This window comes from Paenibacillus sp. 22594 (assembly GCF_052044425.1).
GTDB lineage: Bacteria > Bacillota > Bacilli > Paenibacillales > Paenibacillaceae > Paenibacillus_AQ.
Map to the genome: position 1 here is coordinate 127,013 of NZ_JBQENA010000002.1, position 24,531 is coordinate 151,543.

At 43.2% G+C, this 24,531-nt stretch carries 33 protein-coding genes and 1 tRNA gene; 19 read left to right on the forward strand and 15 right to left on the reverse strand.

Going from position 1 to position 24,531, the window contains the following annotated elements; translation table 11 throughout:
- Nucleotides 1–239: 239 nt before the first annotated feature.
- Nucleotides 240–1,316 carry a type I restriction endonuclease gene (locus ACTJKB_RS07390; RefSeq protein WP_440832909.1) on the reverse strand — a complete coding sequence of 359 codons (1,077 nt, stop codon included), beginning with the start codon at nucleotides 1,314–1,316 and terminating at the stop codon, nucleotides 240–242.
- A 42-nt stretch (nucleotides 1,317–1,358) separates the two neighbouring features.
- Entirely contained in the window at nucleotides 1,359–1,718 is a 360-nt protein-coding gene (locus ACTJKB_RS07395) for a helix-turn-helix domain-containing protein (RefSeq protein ID WP_440832911.1), read from the reverse strand.
- A 337-nt stretch (nucleotides 1,719–2,055) separates the two neighbouring features.
- Here ACTJKB_RS07395 and ACTJKB_RS07400 point away from each other — a divergent pair, with 337 nt between their 5' ends.
- Together ACTJKB_RS07400 and ACTJKB_RS07405 are read left to right on the forward strand one after the other, a co-directional pair.
- Complete coding sequence (locus ACTJKB_RS07400; RefSeq protein ID WP_440832913.1) at nucleotides 2,056–2,334, forward strand: hypothetical protein; 279 nt, start codon at nucleotides 2,056–2,058, stop codon at nucleotides 2,332–2,334.
- A 39-nt stretch (nucleotides 2,335–2,373) separates the two neighbouring features.
- Nucleotides 2,374–3,138, forward strand: a complete 765-nt coding sequence (locus tag ACTJKB_RS07405; RefSeq protein ID WP_440832914.1) for a 2-phosphosulfolactate phosphatase — start codon at nucleotides 2,374–2,376, stop codon at nucleotides 3,136–3,138.
- A 133-nt stretch (nucleotides 3,139–3,271) separates the two neighbouring features.
- On the opposite strand, the gene ACTJKB_RS07410 is transcribed toward ACTJKB_RS07405, so the two are convergent.
- Nucleotides 3,272–3,814 (reverse strand): ImmA/IrrE family metallo-endopeptidase, encoded by a 543-nt coding sequence (locus tag ACTJKB_RS07410; RefSeq protein ID WP_074085625.1) that lies wholly within the window; start codon nucleotides 3,812–3,814, stop codon nucleotides 3,272–3,274.
- Nucleotides 3,815–3,925: 111 nt separating this feature from the next.
- Complete coding sequence (locus tag ACTJKB_RS07415) at nucleotides 3,926–4,102, reverse strand: YjfB family protein (RefSeq protein WP_440832916.1); 177 nt, start codon at nucleotides 4,100–4,102, stop codon at nucleotides 3,926–3,928.
- 623 nt (nucleotides 4,103–4,725) lie between these two features.
- Between ACTJKB_RS07415 and ACTJKB_RS07420 the strand changes: the two genes are divergently transcribed.
- Complete coding sequence (locus ACTJKB_RS07420) at nucleotides 4,726–4,938, forward strand: hypothetical protein (RefSeq protein ID WP_440832918.1); 213 nt, start codon at nucleotides 4,726–4,728, stop codon at nucleotides 4,936–4,938.
- A gap of 62 nt (nucleotides 4,939–5,000) precedes the next feature.
- Here the strand turns inward: ACTJKB_RS07420 and ACTJKB_RS07425 are convergent, their stop codons facing one another.
- On the reverse strand, nucleotides 5,001–5,441 hold the full coding sequence (locus ACTJKB_RS07425) for a NucA/NucB deoxyribonuclease domain-containing protein (RefSeq protein ID WP_440832919.1): 441 nt from the start codon (nucleotides 5,439–5,441) through the stop codon (nucleotides 5,001–5,003).
- A gap of 184 nt (nucleotides 5,442–5,625) precedes the next feature.
- On the opposite strand from ACTJKB_RS07425, the gene ACTJKB_RS07430 reads away from it, so the two are divergent.
- Nucleotides 5,626–6,042, forward strand: coding sequence for a cytidine deaminase (locus ACTJKB_RS07430; protein WP_440832921.1), 417 nt, complete (start codon nucleotides 5,626–5,628; stop codon nucleotides 6,040–6,042).
- A gap of 142 nt (nucleotides 6,043–6,184) precedes the next feature.
- Entirely contained in the window at nucleotides 6,185–7,660 is a 1,476-nt protein-coding gene (locus ACTJKB_RS07435) for a glycosyl hydrolase (protein ID WP_440832923.1), read from the forward strand.
- 15 nt (nucleotides 7,661–7,675) lie between these two features.
- Here ACTJKB_RS07435 and ACTJKB_RS07440 read toward each other — a convergent pair whose 3' ends face one another.
- A complete protein-coding gene (locus ACTJKB_RS07440; protein ID WP_440832925.1) occupies nucleotides 7,676–8,176 on the reverse strand; it encodes a PH domain-containing protein in 501 nt (166 codons plus the stop codon).
- A 297-nt stretch (nucleotides 8,177–8,473) separates the two neighbouring features.
- Between ACTJKB_RS07440 and ACTJKB_RS07445 the strand changes: the two genes are divergently transcribed.
- From ACTJKB_RS07445 to ACTJKB_RS07455, 3 genes are all read left to right on the forward strand, one after another.
- Nucleotides 8,474–9,112: a hypothetical protein gene (locus tag ACTJKB_RS07445; RefSeq protein WP_440832927.1), complete on the forward strand. Its 639-nt coding sequence runs from the start codon at nucleotides 8,474–8,476 to the stop codon at nucleotides 9,110–9,112.
- Nucleotides 9,113–9,387: 275 nt separating this feature from the next.
- Nucleotides 9,388–9,588, forward strand: coding sequence for a YolD-like family protein (locus ACTJKB_RS07450; protein ID WP_440832928.1), 201 nt, complete (start codon nucleotides 9,388–9,390; stop codon nucleotides 9,586–9,588).
- Nucleotides 9,581–9,721 (forward strand): hypothetical protein, encoded by a 141-nt coding sequence (locus ACTJKB_RS07455; protein ID WP_440832930.1) that lies wholly within the window; start codon nucleotides 9,581–9,583, stop codon nucleotides 9,719–9,721. Before ACTJKB_RS07450 ends, ACTJKB_RS07455 begins: the two co-directional genes overlap by 8 nt.
- A gap of 39 nt (nucleotides 9,722–9,760) precedes the next feature.
- Here ACTJKB_RS07455 and ACTJKB_RS07460 read toward each other — a convergent pair whose 3' ends face one another.
- Nucleotides 9,761–9,928 (reverse strand): hypothetical protein, encoded by a 168-nt coding sequence (locus ACTJKB_RS07460; RefSeq protein WP_440832931.1) that lies wholly within the window; start codon nucleotides 9,926–9,928, stop codon nucleotides 9,761–9,763.
- Between the two features lie 204 nt (nucleotides 9,929–10,132).
- Here ACTJKB_RS07460 and ACTJKB_RS07465 point away from each other — a divergent pair, with 204 nt between their 5' ends.
- The 3 genes from ACTJKB_RS07465 to ACTJKB_RS07475 all read left to right on the forward strand — a co-directional run bounded on the left by ACTJKB_RS07465 (nucleotide 10,133) and on the right by ACTJKB_RS07475 (nucleotide 11,565).
- Complete coding sequence (locus ACTJKB_RS07465; RefSeq protein ID WP_440832933.1) at nucleotides 10,133–10,819, forward strand: M15 family metallopeptidase; 687 nt, start codon at nucleotides 10,133–10,135, stop codon at nucleotides 10,817–10,819.
- 72 nt (nucleotides 10,820–10,891) lie between these two features.
- Nucleotides 10,892–11,338 carry a WGxxGxxG family protein gene (locus ACTJKB_RS07470; protein WP_440832934.1) on the forward strand — a complete coding sequence of 149 codons (447 nt, stop codon included), beginning with the start codon at nucleotides 10,892–10,894 and terminating at the stop codon, nucleotides 11,336–11,338.
- A 141-nt stretch (nucleotides 11,339–11,479) separates the two neighbouring features.
- Nucleotides 11,480–11,565: transfer RNA gene (locus ACTJKB_RS07475), tRNA-Leu, on the forward strand.
- 162 nt (nucleotides 11,566–11,727) lie between these two features.
- On the opposite strand, the gene ACTJKB_RS07480 is transcribed toward ACTJKB_RS07475, so the two are convergent.
- Nucleotides 11,728–11,922 carry a hypothetical protein gene (locus tag ACTJKB_RS07480; protein WP_440832936.1) on the reverse strand — a complete coding sequence of 65 codons (195 nt, stop codon included), beginning with the start codon at nucleotides 11,920–11,922 and terminating at the stop codon, nucleotides 11,728–11,730.
- Nucleotides 11,919–12,506 carry a site-specific integrase gene (locus ACTJKB_RS07485; RefSeq protein WP_440832937.1) on the reverse strand — a complete coding sequence of 196 codons (588 nt, stop codon included), beginning with the start codon at nucleotides 12,504–12,506 and terminating at the stop codon, nucleotides 11,919–11,921. The genes ACTJKB_RS07480 and ACTJKB_RS07485 overlap by 4 nt, the downstream gene beginning before the upstream one ends.
- A gap of 184 nt (nucleotides 12,507–12,690) precedes the next feature.
- Here ACTJKB_RS07485 and ACTJKB_RS07490 point away from each other — a divergent pair, with 184 nt between their 5' ends.
- A complete protein-coding gene (locus tag ACTJKB_RS07490; protein WP_440832939.1) occupies nucleotides 12,691–12,918 on the forward strand; it encodes a hypothetical protein in 228 nt (75 codons plus the stop codon).
- A 37-nt stretch (nucleotides 12,919–12,955) separates the two neighbouring features.
- Here the strand turns inward: ACTJKB_RS07490 and ACTJKB_RS07495 are convergent, their stop codons facing one another.
- The 6 genes from ACTJKB_RS07495 to radC all read right to left on the reverse strand — a co-directional run bounded on the left by ACTJKB_RS07495 (nucleotide 12,956) and on the right by radC (nucleotide 15,550).
- Nucleotides 12,956–13,078 carry a hypothetical protein gene (locus tag ACTJKB_RS07495; protein WP_440832940.1) on the reverse strand — a complete coding sequence of 41 codons (123 nt, stop codon included), beginning with the start codon at nucleotides 13,076–13,078 and terminating at the stop codon, nucleotides 12,956–12,958.
- Between the two features lie 29 nt (nucleotides 13,079–13,107).
- On the reverse strand, nucleotides 13,108–13,287 hold the full coding sequence (locus tag ACTJKB_RS07500) for a hypothetical protein (protein WP_440832941.1): 180 nt from the start codon (nucleotides 13,285–13,287) through the stop codon (nucleotides 13,108–13,110).
- Nucleotides 13,288–13,623: 336 nt separating this feature from the next.
- A complete protein-coding gene (locus tag ACTJKB_RS07505; protein WP_440832942.1) occupies nucleotides 13,624–14,202 on the reverse strand; it encodes a hypothetical protein in 579 nt (192 codons plus the stop codon).
- Between the two features lie 2 nt (nucleotides 14,203–14,204).
- Nucleotides 14,205–14,567, reverse strand: a complete 363-nt coding sequence (locus tag ACTJKB_RS07510; RefSeq protein WP_440832944.1) for a hypothetical protein — start codon at nucleotides 14,565–14,567, stop codon at nucleotides 14,205–14,207.
- 14 nt (nucleotides 14,568–14,581) lie between these two features.
- The gene (locus tag ACTJKB_RS07515) at nucleotides 14,582–14,941 is read right to left on the reverse strand and encodes a helix-turn-helix domain-containing protein (protein ID WP_440832945.1); all 360 of its coding nucleotides are present in this window, start codon (nucleotides 14,939–14,941) and stop codon (nucleotides 14,582–14,584) included.
- A gap of 189 nt (nucleotides 14,942–15,130) precedes the next feature.
- On the reverse strand, nucleotides 15,131–15,550 hold the full coding sequence (radC, locus tag ACTJKB_RS07520) for a RadC family protein (protein WP_440832947.1): 420 nt from the start codon (nucleotides 15,548–15,550) through the stop codon (nucleotides 15,131–15,133).
- Between the two features lie 634 nt (nucleotides 15,551–16,184).
- On the opposite strand from radC, the gene ACTJKB_RS07525 reads away from it, so the two are divergent.
- The 7 genes from ACTJKB_RS07525 (at nucleotide 16,185) to ACTJKB_RS07555 (ending at nucleotide 24,436) form a co-directional block, all read left to right on the forward strand.
- Nucleotides 16,185–17,921 (forward strand): cation diffusion facilitator family transporter, encoded by a 1,737-nt coding sequence (locus ACTJKB_RS07525; protein ID WP_440832949.1) that lies wholly within the window; start codon nucleotides 16,185–16,187, stop codon nucleotides 17,919–17,921.
- Nucleotides 17,918–18,283 carry a hypothetical protein gene (locus ACTJKB_RS07530; protein ID WP_440832951.1) on the forward strand — a complete coding sequence of 122 codons (366 nt, stop codon included), beginning with the start codon at nucleotides 17,918–17,920 and terminating at the stop codon, nucleotides 18,281–18,283. The genes ACTJKB_RS07525 and ACTJKB_RS07530 overlap by 4 nt, the downstream gene beginning before the upstream one ends.
- Nucleotides 18,284–18,285: 2 nt before the next feature.
- A complete protein-coding gene (locus ACTJKB_RS07535; protein ID WP_440832953.1) occupies nucleotides 18,286–19,386 on the forward strand; it encodes a hypothetical protein in 1,101 nt (366 codons plus the stop codon).
- Nucleotides 19,386–20,486 (forward strand): AAA family ATPase, encoded by a 1,101-nt coding sequence (locus tag ACTJKB_RS07540; RefSeq protein ID WP_440832954.1) that lies wholly within the window; start codon nucleotides 19,386–19,388, stop codon nucleotides 20,484–20,486. Before ACTJKB_RS07535 ends, ACTJKB_RS07540 begins: the two co-directional genes overlap by 1 nt.
- 117 nt (nucleotides 20,487–20,603) lie before the next feature.
- Nucleotides 20,604–21,512, forward strand: coding sequence for an HNH endonuclease (locus ACTJKB_RS07545; protein ID WP_440832955.1), 909 nt, complete (start codon nucleotides 20,604–20,606; stop codon nucleotides 21,510–21,512).
- Nucleotides 21,513–21,871: 359 nt separating this feature from the next.
- A complete protein-coding gene (locus ACTJKB_RS07550; RefSeq protein ID WP_440832956.1) occupies nucleotides 21,872–22,204 on the forward strand; it encodes a family 1 glycosylhydrolase in 333 nt (110 codons plus the stop codon).
- A 129-nt stretch (nucleotides 22,205–22,333) separates the two neighbouring features.
- On the forward strand, nucleotides 22,334–24,436 hold the full coding sequence (locus ACTJKB_RS07555) for a serine hydrolase (protein ID WP_440832957.1): 2,103 nt from the start codon (nucleotides 22,334–22,336) through the stop codon (nucleotides 24,434–24,436).
- Nucleotides 24,437–24,531 lie beyond the last annotated feature (95 nt).

Here is a 24,531-nt window from a genome sequence, read left to right on the forward strand (position 1 = left end):
AAGGAATTAAGAACAGTTGTCCAGATTCGATGGAGTCAAGATTTCGTTCGCTTGATACTGGTCTTCTATTATTTTTTCGAACGTTATTTCTAAATATAGGTAAAAGTTATGCTGATCATCTTTAATGAGCGCATATGTTCTATTTTGTTCTGAAAAGAAAAGCCATTACTGGCTGATCTTTTTTTCACTCCATCATTTGACTTAATTGATATGATGGACTGTGTACTTATGTAAATATTCTAAATAAACCTATTAACGGTTTGGACAAACTTTTCTTTATAAGAAATCAGTTCAGAAACATCTTTAATACCTATCATTGTTTTATCGTCATCATTGAACTGAATATACTTGTTTGCACCGTTAAAGTGTAATCGGCAAATCCATTTACGAATGCTATTGTCTACAAGAATATTGAAATAGCTTAGATTATCGCGGTAATTTATACGCTCTGGTGCAATAATATCTTTTAAAAGAATTCTTGCAGTTATGTAACCTTCCAGTTCTTCCTCAGTTGTAACAATTTCAGTAAGATTTTCTTTATTATTTTCGATATCTGTCACTATTTCATGAGTAACAGCTACTTCATTATTAAGCTGATCTGAATTTGTATTTGCAAGAGCGGTTTGCAGTTTATCGTTTAAAATATCATTTACAAATTCTTTGAATGAACGTTTTACAATGCCACTAAATTTTTCAATAACTTGTCTTGTTTTCTTTCCTGGGTATACATCAGATAAAATTGCTGAAACAAAGTCATCAGTTGGGCTTTCCCATTGTTCCTTCAAGAATCGCTTGATTTCAATTGTATACTTTAATTCAGATGCAGTCGTATTGATACTTTCTACATCAAATATGTCTTTTTTAAATTTAATTAATTCAGCTATTTGATGTTCTCTTATGTCGAAAAGATTGAATTCAAAGAATGGAGTAGCATCCATTTTATTCTGCTCTTCAAGGTCAGTATAAAATCTATAGATAATTCCATTTGTTAAAATTGCAAATTTGGCTACAGTTGTTCCAAAATATCTGAATAACTGAGAATCATGCTTTGTGAGTATTTCTGTTATTGATTTTGCCTCAATTAATATCATAGGTTTTTTATTTTGCATTATTGCATAGTCAACTTTTTCACCTTTTTTAATCCCAACATCAGCTGTGAATTCTGGAAGGAATTCTTCAGGATTAAACACATCATAATTTAATGCTTGGAAGAAAGGCATAATCACAGAAGTTTTGGTAGCTTCCTCTGTCAAAATGCTATCCTTCATTTTTTGAACTCGTTTAGCCAATGCTCTAATCTGATCCGCAAATTCCATCCTTGATATCCCCTAATATTCCTCATCGGCTGAGGGAATTGCTCATTTCATGGTCTTCTCTGCTTCATTCGTTACACGCTTCTTCATTTCACGGTACTTCAATAATGCTGCTTCCATCTCTTCAATTTCGTCCTTTGAGTACTTGTCTGGCTCACCAAAAAAGGACATATTCATTTCTCTTTGATTAAGTGGTTTCGGATCATTAGTTCGTCCTAGTAAATAATCGCCACTTGTGTCAAGTACGTCGGCTAATCTTCTCAGAGATTCAGGGTCTGGTTTCCTGTCGTTAGTCTCATACCGTGATAGCTGCACAATAGTCAAGCCACTCGTTGCAGCTAAATCCTTTTGGATGATGTTCTTTTTTTCTCTGAGGTACTTTATTCGATCACCGAGAGTCCTCATCTCGACTCCTCTCTATAAGCTGAAAATAAGTAGATACAAATTATATTAGCATTACCATATTGGTAAATAAACAATATTGCCAAAAAGGTAATTAATTTAGTTAAAATTACTGAATTGGTAGCTTATATTCAAAAAAATAAGCTGTTAAAATGGTAATTATGAGGTTGTGAAATAGCAAGGAGTAAGAGTTATCCTGAACCCTTTGAGGTTATATTTGGTGAGGTGCAAACTAACAAACAACTTAAGGATGCAATAGCGTGATGATTTCGATTCCCAAGAATTGCGCGGACTTGCATACCTAAGAGATAATCAAATACATATTTTCAGGAGGTATGATTTGAAGAATTTAGGGGCTATTTTGCCATTGCTGTTGTTCATCCTTACGGGTTTGTTTACGGTCTACAGTTTTGTATTTCCCTTTGAGGCTGGAGAGAAGCTGCAAGGTGTTTGGTTTGGGATGATCATCTTTTTGTGCCCGCTTGGGCTGCTAATGGCAATTACCAACAGGGTTAATACACAGCCTAAGCTCAAAAAGGTGGCAATTGGCGGGAATGTAGCATTGATGCTGTTTCTTTTTTTGTATATGACGCTAGGTGTTATCGTTCTAGGGGTTTAACGTTTGGTATAGACTATCTGTCATTAAGGAGGAGATTTCTTGTTTTATGACCAAATGGATTATGAAATCAAGCTGGAGTGGGGGGCAAGAGGGACTCGTTCAGCTTCGCAACGTGGGGATATTGTGATTATCGTGGATGTGCTTAGTTTTTCTTCCACGGTGGTGACTGCGGTGCAGCATCAGGCAATCATATACCCGTACCCGCCACCCCTAAATGAGCAAGCCAAGGCTTACGCCCAAGCTAAGAATGCAGAAATGGTGTGGGGAAGAGCAGAAGCCCTTAGAGAGGGCGGGCATTCGCTGTCTCCTTTGTCTTTTGGAGCGGGGGATCGGGCACGTAATTATGTCATGTGCTCATTGAACGGGGCATTATGTACATCCGCTGCCTCACAGATTACCGCTCTGCTCATTGGCTGTCTATTGAACGCCTCGGCTGTGGCGGAGTCTGCCATTCGATTCGCACAGAAGCTGAACAGAGATATCACCGTCCTTGCCTGCGGGGAGAAATGGTCCGATGCGGTCAATCAGGAAAATAACCTGCGTCCCGGCATTGAAGACTACTTGGCTGCAGGAGCAATCATTTCACAGCTTCAAGGAAGCCTGTCGCCGGAAGCGGAGGTCTGTGCCGGAGCTTATGAATACTCGAAGCATAAGATAGAGAGGCTGATCTGGGAGTCGGCAAGCGCACGTGAACTGCGTGAGCGGGGGTATGAAGCAGATGTGATGTACTGCTGCCAACTTGACAAGTGTGCTGTGGTGCCGATGCTGCATGAGGGGTATTTTATAGAGGCAGAGGACAGATGATTATGGGTAAAAGAAGGTGGGGCCCCCAATTTAGATATTTGGACCCTACCGGATGCCGGCGGGGTCAGCTCATTGATACCTATAGGCTCTGATCTCGGATAAATGCATGTCTGCATTATTATCTCCTCTGCATTTACCGAATATGTCTGTGGCTTAATTTTCTGTCCTCGTTTCGCTCCATCACAGCAATCAACTGGCCCTGGAACACACGCCGCTGAATTTGATCGATCCGCTGCAGAGCCAGCTCGCAGGGAACCTGAAAAGCAGCAGCAAGCTCCTGAATCGCATCTTCACGGAGTTCAGGCAGAGTCATCTTCGAAATCATGGAGTAAGGCATTGCCGCATACAGAATAAAGCGTTCCGATTCATCCCTCTCCGCTTGACTAAATTGCTCAGGCATCAGCGTATGGCTGCCGGCATGACGGAGCAGATGGCAGAGCTCATGCAGAAATTCCAGGCGCTGAAGTTCATCCGGAAGCCGGTTATCGATAAACATGCTGTACATACCGGCAGAGGCCTCAATCCCTTTGCTCCTCACATCCAAATAATGGACCCAAATATTCAGGCGCTCGGCAATATATGCAATCGAAATTTGTGCCGGCTTACGGATATCCAGCCGTTCATATAAATCTTCCGTCCACTTCTCCAGAGCAGTCATTTGATAGTAAGAATGCATTTGATCACCTCAGATACAAGATCGTATGTTCGTATTCACGGCCAAAAGAAAAGCCCAAAGGGCTTAAGGGTGACGCGAACCTGTGTTCTTATGTATCTAAGCATAAAGCAATCAAACTCTAATATCAAGTGTTTTTCCCAAGTTGGGGTGTACGCTCTGTCCAAGCATTTGAGCCATATTCTGTCCCTGAATCTCTGCCTGATCTTTGGCAATGCTGAGCACCTGCAGACCTACAGCCTGTTGTAGACTGGCCTGACCCAATGATACTGATAAAGCGGCGATATCCATTTGACACCTCCTAAAAGTTTTGTGAGCATGGCTTCCTGTCCTTCTTCGTACAAAACTCACTCCGGAAGCATAGTCTTAAGTTTTGTGAGCATGGTTTCCTGTCTTTCTTCGTACAAAACTCACTCCGGAAGCATAGTCTTAAGTTTTGTGAGCATGGCTTAAAAGGAGCTCTCCTAATTGTATATCGACTTTCTTCACACAATTGATTAGGTGTATGGGATTTCTTTGCCAATTGGCCCATGCAGCACATTAGCCTGCAACATATTCTGTGCTGTAGTCAATATTTAAGAGGAGGAATTAACTATGGGAGCAGATTATGGTTGCGGTTGTGGTAATAATGTCGGTGGAGTAAATCAAGGTCCTCCAGTAGTGCCGGTTTGTAGCCCTTTTACTTCGACAGGTGCGATTCTGGTACTGTTCATTCTGCTGGTTATTATCACTAGAGCTTGTATATTCTAGAACATATTCTAGAACTTCAATCTGCAAATGTTGCCCTGTCTGGCGAATGCCAGATAGGGCTATTTCTTTAATAATGCATCTTTCTCGCAGATTATTGCATACGGAACACTCGTTCGCATATAATACATACAAATGTTCTGTTTCTTTGAAGGGAGGGGCTTCAATTGAGCCCGAAGGATATGGAAAAGCTGATCGGTCAGGTGGTTGAGATTATATACGAGGATAAGGCAGGCAAAATGACACAGCGGAGAATAGAAGTGCATGGACACAAAGGCGGACTTCTCCGGGCTACTTGTTTGACTACTGGCGGACCACGTGTGTTTCAGGTGGAACGGATTCTGGCCTGGCGGCGGGTCAAGGTTAACCATGCTGGATGATATAGCGTGTAAGCTGCTGCGGATCATGTATCAATCCGGGAATCACCATAGCGGAAGCTGGGCTATTTGAACATGAATTCTACCCGCGTTCCGTCAGGCAGCTCCTCCAGTTGATTGCCCACCCAGCTGCCGGCACCGCGGTTGTCCTTAGGCGTTATGTATTCAATGTCAGCACCTCTGCCGCCTTCCTCACACATGGCCATCGGCCATTCGTCGCGGTCATATCCTTTTTTGGTCGGGATCCCCTTTAGTGATTCTTTGCGGTTCTCTTCGGCTTCCTGCCGGTCGATAGTGCAAATGGGAGACTCTCCGCTTCGGATGGCATCCTGAATGTGCCTGGCTGTCTCCGGGTAACGGTCACTGGGGAACACCAGCTGGACAACATCAGTGTCTCCTGTAGTAGAATGACTGCCAGGAAGCTGGTCGTTCTCCTCAAACCAATAAGCGGTGGCCAAGAGCAGCAGGGTGATGATGAGACTTGAGATGAATTTCTTGGACTTCACTTTGCTGCCCCCTAAAAGTTTTGTGAGCCTATGCTTCTGAATGTACAGCTTCGAACAAAACTGCTTCGAAAGCATAAGCTTAAGTTTTGTGAGCCTATGCTTTTGCCAAACGTAGGCTTAACCAGTATATCTTAAATACCGTCCCATTTAGTATACTGAAAATAGTAAAAAGGAGGTACAGATCATGGATTACGAGATTACTGCCGGGGATCAGACACTGATTGCCTGCGCACAGGAAATCATCAAGAAGCGTTATGAATGGGAGAGACATCATGTAGGAGCGGCTCTCCGGACCAAGACGGGTGAGATCTTCACCGCAGTTCATGTGGAGGCCAGCCTATCCAGAGTTACCGTATGCGCGGAAGCGATGGTGATCGGAAAGGCAATATCCGAGGGATACAAGGAGTTTGATACGATAGTTGCGGTAAGACATCCCGATCCCGATAGTGCTGAACGTGAGATCCAAGTCGTCTCGCCATGCGGCATGTGCAGAGAGCTGATTGCCGATTACGGCAAGGATTGCAAGGTGATTGTACCTGTCGAGGGAAGTCTGGCCAAGGTGAATGCAGTCGGATTACTGCCAATGAGGTATTCCAGATAGCTGAAAAAGAAATATACATAGCTTGAATCATGGTTTTTGGATTCCGTGTGGGATAGGTATGCCGATTTCATGTCGATTCGCCGTGCACTTGTCCGACAAGTCCCCATATGATGTAGAAAAAAGGGATAGGATGGTGGAAAAGATGGAATCGCGTATACTTCGGGATTTACTGGATTCCGCCTCACGGCTGGTGGGTGATGTGCAGTGGCAGGCAGCCTTTCGGAATGTGCTGATGGCTCCTGCAGATGCTTCGCTCTCCCTCCCGGCAGTGAAGCTGCTGAAAACGTTGTACCGGCTGCAGGGGCAAGGAATGCTCAGTGGGCAACATGATTATCTGGAGAGCCCCGATGAATACAGCAGCAAGCTGAAGTTGCTAAGCGGTCAATATGCGGCTATCCACGGCTATGAGCTGGGAGCTATTGAGAACCAGACGGCACAGCAAATCGACAGCCAGCGGCAGGCGGTGGTTGACAGCGCGATCAAGTGGCATAAAGCGGGCGGAATCGTGACGCTGACTTATCATGCCCACTTGCCTGGGACAGCTCCGGCGTGGTCGAATGTCCAAATGAGTCTCAGTGAAGCGGATTTTGCCAAATATATTACGCCGGGTACTGTCCAGTACAACACGCTGATTGCGGATCTGGACAAGACAGCGCAGTCGTTAAAAAAACTGAATGATGCAGGTGTGCCGGTGCTCTGGCGTCCATATCATGAGATGAACGGCGATTGGTTCTGGTGGGGGCGGAAAAGCTCGTTCAGCCAGTTGTGGGACATCATGTTCGAACGGTATACGGCGTATCATAAACTTCATAATTTGTTGTGGGTGTGGTGCCCCAATGCCAAGAACCAATGGTCAGATGAACCGGCCATTTATTATCCGGGCAGCAGCAGAGTGGATGTACTGGCAATGGATATCTATGATGCGGATTTCAAGGTTAGCCATCAAGATACTCTATGGGAGCTGGGACGCGGCAAACTGATTGCGATTGGTGAAAATGGGGAGCTTCCGTCTCCGGCTGTGCTGGCCAAGTCCCAGAATAAATGGTCTTACCAGATGAACTGGGGCAAGCTGCTGTTGGAGAAGAACAGTGATGTGGCGATCAAGTCTTTCATGAAGGATTCCTTTGTGTTTACCCTGGATGAATATACGGCGAAGGCGGCAATATATGCCTCAATGCCCGAAGCTGCCCCTTTGCCGGGACTGTATGGGCAATATTACAGCAATGCAACCCTCAGCGGAACACCCGCGGTTACCCGGACCGATGCAGATATTAACTTTGTCTGGCGGCAGTCCGCTCCCGATCCGGCGCTTCCAGCCGATGTATTCTCTGTGCGCTGGAGCGGCTGGCTGAGTCCGGCCTACACGGAGAGCTATACGATATATTCCTCTTCAGACGATGGCATCCGGGTGTGGATAGATGGGGTGCTGGTCATTGACAGTTGGGTGAAGCAGAGCGGGCAGGAACGGCAGGGTATAGTGAATCTGATTGCCGGCAAGCTGCATGAATTGAAGGTGGAGTATTATGAAAACCAGGGTGATGCGCGGGCGGTTCTGATGTGGGAAAGCCCCAGACAGGTCAAAGGCGTTATTCCGGCCGGGGCATTCTATCTTCCTTAAAAAGCAGGGCGGTGTTTAGATCTGTTCGCGGTAGCTGATATTATTGGCGATTTTTTCATCACGCACAGCTTTGCGGAGCACATCCTTTACGGTTTGGGGATGGCGGATTCTGCGCAATATCAGCTGCGGCGATGAAGCGTCATCCGAAAATACCGTAAGGCTCCCGATGCCGAGAATACGCTGCATGATGGACTGGTCCACAGAGAAGTCATTCACCCGCAGCAATTCGATTTCTTCAACGTCTTTGCCAATCAGTCCGGTTTTGACCATAATACGCTGGCTGGTGATCGTATATGTAGTTGTGTTCAGGCGTATAATGCCTTTGAGGCGGTCGGAAATACCGGCTGGTTTACCCTGCCACAGTTCGATTTCAGGTCCTGAACCCGATCCGGGTGCCGCTCCAGCAGATGGACGGCGTATAGGCGCAGCTGAATCTCCCTCAGTACTTGCTCCACATTCTCCGCAAAATTTGGCACCTTGCTTGTATTCTGCGCCACAGCTAGTGCAATAAGGCATCGGCTATCTTCCTCTCTATCAATCATGTTGCAATCATTATAGTATAAACAGAGATTTCCAGACACTGCTGGGGGTCTTTTTTTTTGAAAATTATATACTCAACGCTATACATTATCCTTCTATTTCTCGCTGAAACGGTAGTTACCTTTAAAAGGACGCATTACCGTTTCTGCTTGTTTTGCACTGAATGGAAACGCTTCAATTCCGCCAAATATTTCATTCTTGCTATTTTTACATAATTTTCAGTTGCACTTTACAATACTCGATATTATTCTGTTAATTGGAGGGATTTTTAATATGAGACAAGCCTTACTGGCAGTGTTACTAATGGTAGTTGTGGTTCTAAGCGCCTGCAGCAACAATAACTCGGCACCAGCTTCCCACGAAGAAGTGCAGGAGAAGGTACAAAGCTTTTATAATGAAATGTCAAAATTTGATGAAAAGGGCAAGTCCTCATTGGACGCGTTCAACACTACCTTAACCTCATTTTCGACAGGAAAAGCAACGGACAAGGAATTGGAGAAGGCAATGGATCAATTTCAGGACACGGCTTCGGATATCGCCGATGAAGTCAAGGATGTGAAAATTTCCAAAAACCTGCCAGAGAATATTCAAAAGCTGCTGAAAGACTCGATGATTGCGTTCCAGAGTGCATACTCCATCAAGGAGCAGGCCTCGAAGAGTGCGGCTTCCCCGGACGTTACAGCGGATGAGTTCAAGGATATGAACCAGCAGGCGGATGTGGCGATGCTGTACGGCATATCCAAGCTGAATGAAGCCAGAGTAGCCGCAGGGCTGATCGAGAAGGGGAGTGCGGCGGAAGGAACATTGTCTGGTACAGATACCAGCACCGCTGCAGACACACAAGCAAATACAGACAATACAGACAAGGATACACAGTCCGGTTCAGGAACTTCGGTAACTGACGTTAAGTAAAAAGGAACGCCTCCATAAAGGCGACTTCCTTTCATTGGGCATAACAAAGGCGCTGCACAGAAAAACTGTGAGCGCCTTTTTGTTAGCTATTGGGAACGTACCAGACAGAAATTGAAGCGCCTGGATTTCACTTTAGTCATTCTATTGCGGCTGCATATATTTTTTTCTGATTGATTAATAAGCGGAGAAGGGCGTATAATACAAACATACGTTCGTGTCTGGCGAGAGTGCAATCAGTGAAACGATTTAAGATCACCCTGGAAGGAGGAACGGCAATGGGAGAAAAGCTGGAAGGGAACAGCCTTTGGGAGAGCAGCCGGATGATGCTGACGGAGCACAAGAGCCTGATTCGGAATGATAAGCGGGAAATGCTTCGCCGTATGAAGCCGGTTCTGAATGAGCAGAAGCTGGAGGAGATCGAGTTCACGCTGGCGCTGTCGCTGCGGAGTCATGTCCGGGTAACGGTGGTTGTTTGATGCTTTTGAGAATAAGCTGCTGAACGGCTTTGTGACCTCCATTCACACCCACTCGCGCGAGATCAAGCTGCAGTGGGCGGATGAATGGAAGTGGATTGATATCGATGATATTGTGGAGGCATATATCGTCTGAGGGTCAGCGAGAACCCATTTGATGAAGAGCCCCTGTTCTTTATTTAAAAGCGCGGAATGGGGCTTCTGTTCTCTCATAAGCGATCAGAGTCACGGGTTTATTGCCGTTCATTTGAGCAATTGCCGCTTCGGCCTGGCGGATGATCTCCACCGCATCCTCCTGTTCACTCAATGCCGCGACTTTGTAGCTGTCACTGTGGATGTCCATGCTGTTATCCCACCTTTCGCTTTTATCTTAGCCTGTTTGGGCAGAAATCATCCGGAAAACGGTCGGCAGATGGTGGTAAACGTACACCCATATAGGCAAGATGCTCAGGCCCCGCATAGTTCGGGGTTTTTTCTTTTACAGTGAAGTGAGAAGGTACAAGCAACAGTGGAATATAGGGCATTTACTATATCAGGAGGGGATTCGATGCTGACTATAGATGAGTTGAAAAGTAAATCGGCAGCCCGGCTCGGCGGTCTTCATCCTGTCCTGCTGGCAGCTGCAAATGTCTTGATACAGCGATGTTATGCCAGAGGTATCCCAATTGTCATTACTCAGGGCATGCGCACTATAGCCGAACAGAATGCGCTTTACGCACTGGGGAGAACCAAGAAGGGCAGTATAGTAACCAATGCCAAGGGTGGCAATAGCTATCATAATTATGGTCTGGCGATGGACTTCGCGCTGCTGCTGCCGGATGGGCAGAACGTCTCTTGGGACATGAACCGGGATGGGAATGGAGATAAGCTGGCTGACTGGCAGGAGGTCGTGCAGGAAGCGAAAAAGCTGGGACTCGAATGGGGTGGGGACTGGACTTCTTTTAAGGATTATTCGCATTTGCAGATGGCTTTTGGCTTGACTATTGCACAGCTTAAGGAAGGTCAGCGTCCGACCACCCAGCAGGTTAAGGAAACCTTAAGCCGGATCACCGGAGGTGAGGCTGAAGTGAACAAGGATGTAGAAATTACCATCAATCTGAATGGGATTAAGCTAACGGTTGGGGTACTGGATAATGGAACCACCTATGTTCCCGTGCGGGCATTGGCTGAAGCGCTCGGGGCCAAGGTGACTTATGATCCTGCCAGCAAGACAGTTAATGTGGTGACTGTGTAAAAATGACTTGCATAGTTTAGGCGCCGAAGGGGGAAATTATCAGCGACAAATCACACAAGGGGGTATCACATCTTGAACAAGCTGATAACAAGTCTTGCCTGCGGCACTGTATTGTCCATGAGTCTGCTGGGTGTAGGATATGCATCCAGTGCTTCCGGTACTACCGGTATGGGTGGAACGGCACCGGTATATAACGGTTCTTCCACCAATGACCGTATGAATAACACGGGTACCGGTACCCGTATGATGAATGAGCAGGGCAACACCATGATGAATAACACAACAGGCACCCTGCGCAACAATGATACGATCATGAGAGACAAGATCCGCACCGGTGATAACAGCACTGTCTCTCCACTGTCCAATACCACGCCAACCGGCAGATACCGGGCCACAAGTACGACCACCAACGCAACAGACAACGACGACAACGGCTCCAACTGGGGTTGGCTCGGATTGGTCGGCCTACTCGGTCTGGCTGGCATGAGAAGCAAAAGCGGCGAACGCGAACGCCGCTAATTCTTGCAGTACCAGAGGCCCGCAGCAGCTCCGGCTGAGCGGGTCTTTTTGGTACCTGAAAACTAAAAGGAAATTTTGATTGCGTATTCACAGAATACGTGATATCATATTTCTTGTCGCGTTAAACAACGCACTAACCATGCCGGGGTGGCGGAACAGGCAGACGCACAGGACTTAAAATCCTGCGGTACGTGAGTACCGTACGGGTTCGACCCCCGTCCTCGGCACTAGAAGAACAAGGGTTTCAGCTCATTAGAGCTGGAACCCTTGTTTGTTTTGGATCAGGTTTGCTAACATTTTGCTAACGGTGCCTCTTTTTCGTGTGGATTCGAGGTTTCCGATGCGCTCGGAATGATGCTTGAACCGACTTCACGGCGAATAGTTCTAGCTCATGCTTTGCGTTCGAGAATTCGGTCACGCTCCATTCTTAGTCTCTGGATTTCTGCTCTAATGACTTCTTTACGACAAGGTAAAGAAGTCATGTTGCTATGCTCCAATGCAAGCTTTACGTGGAGTATGGCAATACTCAGCAGCGTAGACTGGATTGCCGCATCATCTAATGCTCCCCAAGCGATATGCTTCATTGAGCGGCTCCTTTTGATTTCTTAGAAAATATATCGTTGATCTTTTGTGCGGTATCCTTTTTTGTCTCCATGTCGATGTGCGTATAAGTATTGGCTGTAATGCTGATGGTTGAATGTCCCAGCCAGACCTGAATCTCTTTCAGACTTACGCCATTTTTAATCAAGTAGCTGGCTGTCGAGTGCCTGAGATCATGGAACCTAATATGCGGCAATTCGTTCTTTGCGAGTATATCCTTGAATTTATGATTTAAGTATTCAGTCTTTATGGGATTGCCATCAGGCAAGCAGCACACAAGACCGCAATCGACGTATTCTTTCCCAAACAGCAGCTTGTTTTTCTTTTGCTGTGTCTTTAGATGTAATAAGTAATCTGCGATATCATCCATCAAAGGCAGAATGCGCTGGCTGCTTTCACTCTTAGGTTTCTTTATGACAACTTCTTTACCGTACTTTACGCGAACCTCTCTAATTGATATAGTCTTTTCTTTGAAATTGATGCAATCCCACTTTAGCCCAAGTACCTCGGAACGCCGAAGCCCATAATGAGCCGCGAGATATACAGCCGATTCGATCAGTGTACCCAAACTTACCTCAAATAACTTCTCAATGGAATACATCAATAGAAATCAATATGAATCTAAATACTCGGATTAAGTTAAAAATGGATGAAAAACCGGGATATATCTGCTGAAGTACTGGATACTTACAACAAAAAGACTATTGGTTACGGTTGATTACTATACATTTTCGAAAGCAAAAGAGCTTATCATGAATTCAAAATTAAAAATTCATACTAAGTATAATCTGGTTGATACCCTGAAAATTGTAAATGATAAGAGGGGGATATGGAAAGCAAGGGAAACTGTAGATAATAAGAAAGGATTTGATAACCATATCAAAAAGCTTCATGATATTGGGATTAATCCTGTTACTATTCCAATAGCTGAAAGAATAGATTATCTGCCTTGTCTCTTTGACATTACCAATCAAATTTGAAGTATAGGGAAGACTCTTATGGAGCCTTCCCTATTTTCTATTCTTCTCTATACTTATCGTACAAATCTTGTGCAGTTTCTACCACATCAAATTTGTTTTCAATTGTTTGACTTACTGCATCTACAGCAGACTCTACTACACGTTCCCAAAAATTACTCATCGTTTTATTCCTCCAATAATTTATTTTGATTAATGTTCCCAAGCTTTAAGGCCGCTGAGTGTTCCGTATCCAATACCAAATAAATAACCAACGGCTGTTCCTGCACCGGGGAGTATTGCTGTGCCAAGTGCAGCTCCTGCTCCTCCTCCGATTAGTGCGCCCGCTGCGGTCAGCGCTGTCTTCCCGGCAGTTTTAATTACTTTATCCATAATTCTCACCTCCTCTCAAGGATTAACGCAAAATAAACGGGAAGAGCGCTGCTCTCCCCGTTGCGTAGATGATTCTATTTTGTTTGCTGTTTAGTACTTGAGGGTGGATTAAACACTCGAATTAACTTAAAGAGATACCCGATTAAGTAAAACGGCGTTACAGCCCAGCCAACAAATACGGATAAGATGACTTTGTAAACGATATAATTAGAGATTGTAGGAAAACGGAGACGTTACGTTGCAGCTTGCTAATGAATCTCCAACCAAATGGAATAGATAGTAGAACATAAAGTTCTATCATTTTGGCTTCCCCCTATAACAATTATGCGCTAACCCTTATTCTTCTGTAACATTGACTTGAATGTAACCGATCATATTGCCGCTATCGACGCTCAAAACAACGGTTGTCGGGAATGCACCGCCATTATAGTTATAAGAATATTGAGTGGTATCTTGCACCCCAGCAGATGTACTTATAGGCTCACCAAACACTTTATTTGCTTTATCCAAGCTGTCAGAGGCTCGGATACCATGGATGTTGAAAACAGAATTTGTAGAAATTATGAGTTGTTTCACCAAATTATTTTCATCAACAAGTATTTCAAAGCCTTCTTCCAAGGCATACATTGTTTCTCCCTTAGAACTACTCTTATCCTTAATTGTATAGAGTGACTTTAATTCGTCTTCAGTGGCCGATAATCCAAGAAGACTTGAGAGATCGAGTGAAAGAGACTCCATACTTGAATCATAAGCAGAATACTGAATGGTGCTGATCTTGTCGGTATCTGGTCTTGTGGAGAATACAAGCAGATAATTTTCTTCAGTCAGGTACATGACGCTTTTCTTGCCGTCCTTTTCTTGAGTAAGATTTGGTTTACCCAAACGTGCAACATTATCAGCAAAGGACGAACCCAACGTTACATCGAAAATTTTGTATGTATTCTTCGAGCTTTCTTTAACCGCATCCTCTTGTAATGTAATTTCGCTTGCGCCTTGATTGTCACCGCTACCATAAACCCAATATTATAAGCGATGGAATAGCCGTCTGAATCATCACGAATAACCTCATTTGGTTCGCCAAACTTCGTAATAATTTCTTCCTTAGTCATCGTTTGCATTTTTGATAGCTCGTAAGCCGTTGATTCTCCTCCTGAAGAAAATATGCTAACAGCAATGATTACAACAAATAGAGCAAGAATCCAGAACCACCAACGCTTAAGAAGAGGCTTCTTCTTTGATTTCTTGATCTTGTCAGATTGGATAACTTCAGTTGTAGACATGATTAATTGCTCCCTTATTCTTCTTTTATATTCAGTGACTTTTGCTTATCGACAATCATATTAGTATTGTCAATCAAGACTTCCAGCAAGCATTGCTTGATCTGCTCAGGGGTAAGAACCGCAGACGATTGAATGCAAAACGTTTTTGACCCTCCTCCCCTGGAATCCACCAGAAATAACAAGTCAATCAGAGCAATTCCCAAAGCCTTGGATATTTTCTCCAAAGTTTTTATAGTAGGGTTCTTTTCTCCTCGTTCAATCTGACCGATGTAGGATGTGTTAACGCCTGCATTTAGTGCAAGCTGCTCCTGACTGAAACCATTTTTTAACCGTAAAATCCTGATATTTTCCCCAATAGATTCGATGCTGTTCATTTCCCTTCACCCCTAATCAAACGATAGAATTTTTTGGTAGGAGGCTCAACAGGATATAGTGCGGATTTCAATGCCTATAGTAGAGGATTGATACGGGGTGTGGTTAAACCGTGGATAAAAGCATTTAAGAGGAGGCTTTTTACATCTCATTATCTGAGGGACATACAAGTAAAAGCTGTTTAATGAAATTTAGAAATGACCATGCTCTTTCAAACTGTAGAAGCGATTGCCGCCAATGATTACATGATCAAGGATTTCTATTCCTATGATCTCACCAGCGGCTATGAGTCGTTTTGTCAGATTAACGTCTTCAATTGATGGTTCCGGGTCACCGCTCGGGTGGTTGTGAGCGCAAATGAGAGAGGCGCTACAGCGTCTGATTGCTGCATTGAATACTTCCCTTGGATAGACGATTGCAGCGTTCAGAGAGCCTATGGAGATGACTTCTTTGAAGATGAGACGGTTTTTGGTATTGAGGAATAGGCAGATGAAATGTTCTTTCTGCTGGTAACGCAAGTCTGATTCGAGCAAATGGAAAACATCTTTAGGACTACGAATGACATATTGATTCTCAATGGGTAAATCCAACACCTTCGCAAGTTTTAACATGGCGGTGATTTGCCGAGCTTTGCCTTTGCCGATTCCTTTAATAGAGACTACTGTTGCTCGGATACATCCATTAGTTCTGAAACCGTTGGGAAGCGCTCGAAAAGCTCTTGAATTGTGTAGCTGTCATTGCTTTCCCTTAACGATTCAGACACTAATTGTCTCAGCTCATTCTCCTTAACCTGTCGCATAATGTTTATCCTCCCAAGTAATTTCTGATTATCGTATATATAATATAGATTTCAAATTTTCAAATTTACGACATATTTACATGAATCCCTTAAATAGAAAACGTGTTTTGGAGGAGATGGCAGATTATTGGCGAATTATGTATTTTGATTTAGTTCAAAAGTCTATCCTTGGTTCTTTAGGAGGTGGCTAATCTGTCAACAAGTATTCACTCTGCTCATGCCCCCCAATCGATGTGGCGAAGGGCAGTCAAAATTTAAAGTTAAAGCATAGGTATGGTCAATCGTTTGGAAATGAAATACACCTTTGATTGTAGCCCATTTAGCGATTGTTTTCCTTTCTGGTGTGAGAACTAAAAGGAAACCATACTCTCACCCAGTTGGGTTATTTTTCTATGAGTTTATTTATCGATAAGAACTTTTCACCGTCCAGAAAGGATAGATGTATTATGGCAAAGGAAAATGCTTTCCTTGATGAATACCAAGGGCTTAGTGAGGATGTAGCGGACTCTTTTGACTTTGATGAGTTGGAAGAGAAACTCCAAAGCCAATTAGAAGAAGAAATTGTTGATTTGGAATTTTTGGCAGATGAAAAAGAGAAAATAGGAAATCCAGATAACCTTGGGAATGTCATTATGGATGTTGTTTGGGAGCAGTTTATGAATCAAATTGCTGTCATCGCTGGGGAGGATTTTATTAAAGAGAATAATGGCCTCAAACTTGATTTACGAGATGAAGCTCATATTCAAACAACAGGAAATTTTGAACATGGGAAGATTGCAACACATAATACTAAGATTGATTATCAAGAGCGATACGATAGTTGGCAAGGTAATTTTCAGAAGGATCGTAACACCGAGCATAAGACTAGCAATTATAGATACAATGAAGAACAACAGGTGTGGGAACAAAACGACTTAAGAAGCGGACAATGGAAAAAAACGTTAAATAAAAAGGCGCGTAATGATTTTGATAAAAGTCGTCCTGCTGGTAAAAAAACAAATAATACGAATATGGATCACACTGTTTCGGCAGCAGAAATTATTCGAGATCCTGCTGCTAATGCACACATGACAAGAAAAGAACAGGTTGCTTTTGCAAATAGCGAGAAAAACCTTAATCTAATGGATTCTGCAGCAAACCAGTCTAAGAACGATTCAACTATGTCGGAATGGCTAGAGAGCGAAAGAGACGGAATAAAAGCAGCAGAACGATTTAATGTAGATGATGAAGCTCTGCTTAAAAAAGACAAAGAGGCTCGTGAAGAATACGAAAGGCAGAAAAAAGAAGCTGAGAAGAAATCTATTGAGGCAGGAAAACAGTCTCAAAAGGAAGAAGCATTTCGACTTGGCGGAAAAGCACTTAGATCGGTACTCATGCAGTTGCTTGCCGATTTGGTTAAGGAAATTATCGTTAAGTTAGTTAAGTGGTTTAAGTCTGCTAAAAAGGGCCTAGATACTCTTCTAGACAGCTTAAAAGAAGCTATTCATTCCTTCGTTAGTAAAATGAGAACACACCTGATTAATGCAAAAAATACTGTGTTTAGCACTGTTGCAACAGCGATTTTTGGTCCTATTTTTGGAACTGTGAAAAAAGTATGGATGTTGTTAAAGCAAGGTTGGAAATCGCTTAAAGATGCTGTCAATTATATAAAGAGCCCTGAGAACAAAGGCAAACCTATTGGTAATCTCCTTCTCGAAACAGGTAAAATAATTATTGCAGGATTAACTGGAGTGGGAGCATTAGCGCTTGGAGAAGTTATCGAAAAAGGACTGATGACAATTCCTATATTTGCTGTTTTTATACCTTTAATTGGTAGCCTTGCGAATATTATGGGTATTTTTTTCGGTGCTGTAGTTGCAGGGATTATAGGTGCTATTGCAATAAATCTTATTGAAAAAAGAATTAAAAAAATTCAGAAAGCAGATGTTGTTCAGGCTCAAGTTAAGAAGAGCAACGAGGTTTTAAATCTTCAGCATCAAGTTCGTATTGTAAGTGAGGCAAAGCTTGAACATACTAGCGCAAGTGCGGCGAATGAGATAAAAGAGCGTCATGTTGCTGCAGCAAATATGATGATTGAATCTCTAAAAAATATTGCTACAAACTGCGAGGATGATAAATCTATACAGAACACATTTGATGATATCGATAATCTATTTGATGAACTGGAAGGAGACCCGTTGTGAAAAAAGTGTTAGGAATAATTGGAATTGGATTGATTGCTGGCGCAGCTATTTATGCGCTGCTTAATAAAACGGAAAAGACAAAAAACAATATTAACACCCACCCTGGGAAGATCCCGGAAGACTTTTCATCAGATAACACTGTGTCAATAATCAACCGAAATGATATTCATGGCGAGAATGTTTCGTTTGAAGATGTTAAAGCTTCAGCTGTAGGGACCATTTATACCAGACACGAAGAGGCTTCAAACATTATGAAGGAAGCGGTTGATATCATTTATAGCAGATCGGAAATCTCTGCGAATGTGAATCGTGATATAGACAAAATTTCTGATGAAATAGATAAATTACTAAGTGAGGAATAAAGATGAATGAATTAGTTATAAAAACCCACGACTTCGAACTAGCAAAAAGAGGATTAAAAGAATTCTCGAAAAAGAAGACAGAGGAGTTAGAGATTGATACTGTTAGAACAGACGGGGGATTTCTAGGATTTGGTGATCATAAGGTTACAGGATACGAATTAAATAGCAGACTCAGTACTATTCAGCAGCATTTAATCGATTTAAATACTACGAATAATAGAACTATCAAAGAGTTTGGTCAGGTATATAGTGCATTAGAAGCGTTGGATAAGGACTATATTCAAGCTATTTTGATATCTATCAAAGCCGCTGAAAAAACCAGTGAACGTATTCAATCAACGCAAGTTCAAATAAAAAAGATTGTTGATGATCAGAAGAAAACACTTGAGGTCCTTAAAAAGTTTAAGCAAAAACTAGATGGAAATATACATCTTGAAGATATTGATAAAATTTGGATTGAATGTAAGGACAGGTATAATGAAATTACTGCATTATCAAATTCAATTAGTAGTGCGACGGCCATCAGTAAAGCAAATGCACAGACGATGGAAGATTTAAAAACAGTATTAAAGGCTACGGAAAAAAAGTTAAATGATCTGTCAAGGCAGGCAAATCAACAGATTGTAGAACTTGAAGCCGTTATCGCTTTTACTAGTGAATTAGAGAAAATTGTCCATTTACAAGATATCGACGAAATGTGGGATTCTTTGTCAAGTGCGCATAATTCATTAACGAATATCAGCAATGACTTGAGTTCCTTTAAGAATACCGTATCTAAACAACAATCTGATATGGAAACATTTCTATCCTTTATAGAAAATTTGTCTAGTTATGAGCATTTGAACGATGTGGATGATATATGGGATTCCAGCGAGTTGCATTCTAGTCAATTGGCTGAATTGGAAAAGCAGAGCAATGAAATAAAGAGAATTGTTCAAACGAATAAGAAAAACACTGATGCTGCAATTGCAAGTCTTGTTGAAAATAATGATGCAGTTGTCCAGAGGTTAACTAAAAAAATCAAATATGCGTATCTACTTGCTGGTGGATCATTGGGGCTTGTAATTATTGTGTTGATTGTGATTCTCTTGAAGGTGATATGATGAATAAATATAAGAGTGCGTTAATCAATAACGCATCAAAATTAGACGCTATTACAGATGCCTGTGGTGAGATTACAAAACTTGCATCGTCTATAATTGAGAATAACAGTAGGGCGGCTACGATTTCACTTCTTAAAAAAATATCAGAGGTAGTAGATAATCCTAACTACCAGATTGAAGTAAAGCGTGTAGCCCAGTTGTTGAACTCGAATTTAATTGAACACTATGGTTATACAACATTACAAAGCATTTGCAAACCAGATACAGAGATAGCAGAGGATACAAGATCTTTGCAAGAACTGTTGGATGAGCTAAACGCCCTTGTTGGATTGAAGACAGTTAAAGCTAAGGTTAATGATTTAATTGTTTATCAAAAAGTTCAAAAGCTACGTAGAGAGAATAATCTTCACTCCTCAAAAAACACTTTGCATCTAGCCTTCACAGGGAATCCGGGAACGGGAAAAACAACGGTTGCCAGAATTGTTGGTAGAATCTACAAACAGATAGGGTTGCTATCAAAAGGACATTTTATTGAAGTGTCTAGAACAGATCTTATAGCAGGATACCAGGGCCAAACAGCACTTAAAGTTAAGAAAATAATAGAACGTGCAAAAGGCGGAGTATTATTTATTGACGAGGCGTATAGTATTACTGAAAATGATCACAGTGATTCTTATGGAAGAGAGTGCCTAACTGAACTCACTAAAGCATTAGAAGATTATAGAGATGATTTAGTTGTTATTGTTGCTGGTTATACAGAACCAATGAATAAATTTTTTGAATCGAATCCGGGATTAAAATCAAGATTTAACACATTCATTGAATTTGAAGATTATCAGGCTGAAGAACTAGAAGAAATCTTGGTAAGTATGTGTGAAAAGAACGACTATCGTTTAAGTGAAGAAGTTAGGAGAAGTGTAAAAGCCTTTTTTGAAAACGAGATAAGTAAAAAAAATGAAAACTTTGCAAATGGTCGTTTGGCGCGTAATATATACGATGATTTAATTATGAATCATGCTAGAAGAGTAATAAACATAGCTAATGTGTCGAGAGATGATTTGTCTGTAATTACAGCTAGCGATTTTGAAGTTTTGAATTAGGGGTATCTATCTATGTTTGTTATTCGATAGAAAAATTATGATTTTGTGATTCCAGAAAAAACTTATTCTTCTATTTCAATTGAAATAATAGCCTAATTGTGCTCAGGGGTGAATATAATGAATTCTCGTTTCGTTCAAGGAAATGTATATTTTGAAATTACAAAGAGCAGTCATAAGCACGGGGGATTGGGTTGGGAATTTGGTACTTGTTTATGGAGCCCTACCCAAAATAGAGCAGGCATTGATCGTTATGCTTTAATGAGAGAGCCACGTAAAGGTGATTTAATACTTCATTTTTATAACCATAATTGGAATAACAATGTTTATGAGACCAAATTGTGCGGAACATCAATAGTTAAAAAAAGCTACTATGAAACAAACGATCAGCCAGAAATTATTGATGAGGAAAATAGATTCGATAAGTATTATCGAATTGATTTATATAATTACGAAGAGTTTGAGTCGCCTTTGACCTTCAATAGTATAAAAGAAAATTACGGTGATGAGATAAGAAAGGAAATCGTTTCGAGAAAACCTAAGTATTACCCTTTTAATACATATGGTGACTCAATAAGAACCGTTCAAGGCATTTATCTAGCTCAATGTACTTCTAACCTTTATCTAATTTTAAAAGAAGCTCTGGAAGTTCAAGAAGGTCAAGGCAAGTTTCAGACTAGTGACCTGCAAAATAAATTTGCTGAGGGTTTACGAAGTAAGAGAGAGAGCTATTTTTTTGCGAGAAATAAGGCTCTTGCAAAAGCTGCAAAAGAGTATTATGGATATACTTGTTGTATCTGTGATTTTAACTTTGAGAAAGTATATGGAGAATTAGGTGTAGGATATATTGAGTGTCATCATCTAAGTCCATTGTCTGAACGACCACAAGAAGAGTGGTCAGAACTTTTAGAAACAAAAATAGATGATGTTCGAGTGGTTTGCTCAAATTGTCACCGTGTTATTCATTCGAAGAAACCAGCATTAACCATTGAACAGGTTAAGATGGCCTATGAAAAAAACAGAACTTAATATTGACTACACTTTTTACGAAATATGGAGTTTCAACATAGATACACAAAACTCAAGGAGGTCTTATTTCATAAGGCTTTCATCCGTACTTTCCTTAACGCAAAGCCCCCATAAAAAAGAAAGAAATATAACGAATCTGCCCTTCATTTTGCTAACATCTTTGCTAACATGGCTGCATATCCAAATCTCTGAACGCAGAGGGTCTGGAACACAAATAAGTGCCTTAAACCCGCATGGTTAAAGGCTTTATACTCGATCTTTTCGTAACGTAGAAAAGGTTCTAAAAGGACTACTTCAAGACTTAAAATCCTGCGGTACGTGAGTACCGTACGGGTTCGACCCCCGTCCTCGGCAGTACAATGGAAACCTTGAGAAATCAAGGTTTTTTTTGTTTCGTTCACCTATTACTCTTCCCGAGTGGTTGCCACCGACTATCTCAGCGAATTTTATATGAACGTTATCAGGAACCCTTATTTATTGTGGAATATGGGCTTGGCGCGGTGGATACGCCAGTTGATAAAGGCTACGTAAAAGATGACTATCGAATCGAATATCTCCGGGAGCAGATTAAGGCGTTTAAAGAGTCGGTTCTGGGATTTGGAATTAATTATAACCGGCTGAAGGCGATTTCCCGGAGGGAGCGTCCGATGCGACCAGGAGCCGCTGCGCTTAACGGATACGTGTGCCGTTAACGCAGCGGCTTTTTAGGATGGCTCTGTGAGCTCGATGAGGCGGTATTAATAAATCAATTGAATCCATATCCATAAAACTGCCGTAATAACAACTATACTTACTACTTTAATGGAAATGGAGTGAAGTGAATGAATAGGTCAATGTTGCGTAGTGGGTCCGCCTTCTGGGTAAGGACTGTGCTTGCTGCCGCCTTGATTCTGACGCTGGTAGCCCCGGCGGTGCACGCGGCGGCTGCTCCCCCCGCGTCTGTTGCCGGGCAAGCCAAGCCGCTGACGACGGAGAATGCCGCGGCATTTCTGAAGCAATTCTTCAGCAAGGAGGAGGTAAAGGCGCAGCTTGCAGGTGCGGTTGTGATTGTGGTCAAGGACGGCAAGACGGTAGTTAAAGAAGGCTTCGGTTATGCGGACAAGGCCGATAAAACGAAGGTAGACCCTGATGAGACGGTCTTCCGCATGGCTTCGGTGTCCAAGACCTTCACTGCTGTTGCGGCTATGCAGCTGGTTGAGCAAGGGAAAATCGATTTGAAGGCGGATTTTCAAACGTATACAGGACGGATTGAATTCGATAATCCCTTTGGGGTTCCTGTAACGGTGGAGGATCTGCTGACCCATACCACAGGGTTCCGGATTCAGGACCCCCAGCCGGAGGATATCAATACTAATTTCGGGGCTAAGGTATCGATTGAGGATTATGTGCGGCAGCATATGCCGCCGGTAGTCCGTGAGCCAGGCACTTCTTACATGTATGATAACTTCGCATCGCTGCTGCTCGGTCTGGTGGTAGAGAAGGCCAGCGGCCAGCCCTATGAGCAATATATGGAGAAGCATGTGTTTGCACCGCTGAATATGGATTCAAGCGGCTTTCTGCTGGAAGGCAAGCTGAAGGAAGACCTCGCTACGGCCTATGATGCCGCAGGCAAGGCCCTTGATCTGTATACAGTAACTCCAACTGTACTGCCGAATGGAGGGATGCTATCCACCGCCGAGGATATCGGCAAATTCATGACTGCTTTTCTGAATGGAGGCTTGGCGGGAGATCACCACATTCTGACTGAAGGTACAGTAGATGCCATGAAGGAATACCGCTCCTCCATCCACCCTTTGCTGCCTAATACTACTTACGGCTTCGAAGCACCCATTCAGCTTCCCGGTGCCGGCAGCAGCTCCAAGATTATCACCAAGGCAGGCGATTTAATCGGCTTCAGCACTTATATGTTCCTGATTCCGGAGCAGAATACCGGCGTTTTCATAGCCTATAATCAGCAAAGCGCGCTGCGGGAGCTGTTTTACCCGGCGTTTATCCAGACGTTTTTCCCGCAATATGCCGCACCAGCGAAGCTGGGAACCTTCCAACCGCTGAGCGCCGAAGCCCTGGATGCGTTCACCGGCTATTATGCGGATCTCCGTCTCAAGAGCCTGGTCTCCACGGTTACTGTAAAAGATGGTGCGCTTAACATCAGCGATGCGTTTCTGGGTACACGCAAGCTGCGTCAGGTGGACGAAAATTTGTTCATGGATGAGCTTACCAAGAAATTTACCGGCTTTGAATTGACTCCGGGCGGACAGGGCGCCTATCTGAAAGAACCGTACCTCAACCCTTTCGGCTATGAGCAAAAAGGGCCGGATGGCGTCGGGTATGCCGATGTCCCTGCAAGCCATCCGTATGCAACCCCGGTTAAGATGCTGCAGTCGCTGGGCTATCTGCCGAATGATGCGACGCTCAGCTTTCAGCCTGAGGCAGGAATGACCCGTGCCGAGTATGTGCGGCTGATGCTGGAGAGCAGCAATATCAAAGAGAGCAAGACAGAGAAGCTGGCATTCTCTGATCTGCAGGGTCATCCTGATGCCGGGTATGTACAGACTGCTGTCCAGCTCGGAATGGTCAAGGGAACGGCAGGCGGAGAGTTCCAGCCGGACCGGGTCATTACCCGCCAGGAGGCGGCGGTAATGGTGTGGAGGCTGCTCAGCGCACAGTACCCGGATAAGCTGTTCACAGATGTGAAGCTGGCTGGCAACACGGATAAGTGGGCGGTTCCGGCAGTGAAGATGGCTGTTGCTCTGGGACTGTACGGACCTGACATTACACCGGATGCCAAGGGGGCTGTAGATTTCAAGTCCCGAGAAGCGCTGAGCAAAAAGGAGAATGCTGCAATTCTGTATGCTCTGTTCACCAATCCGATCAATCAGATCGTAGCCGGACTGACGGAGAAGTCTATGAAAGCAGGGAACTGAGCATGCGGGCAGCGAAAGAGTTGCAGGAACAGGGTAGATAGAGCTTTTAAAGAAGCTGTCTACTGATAGTCACGAGCATACAGAATGCTAACAGG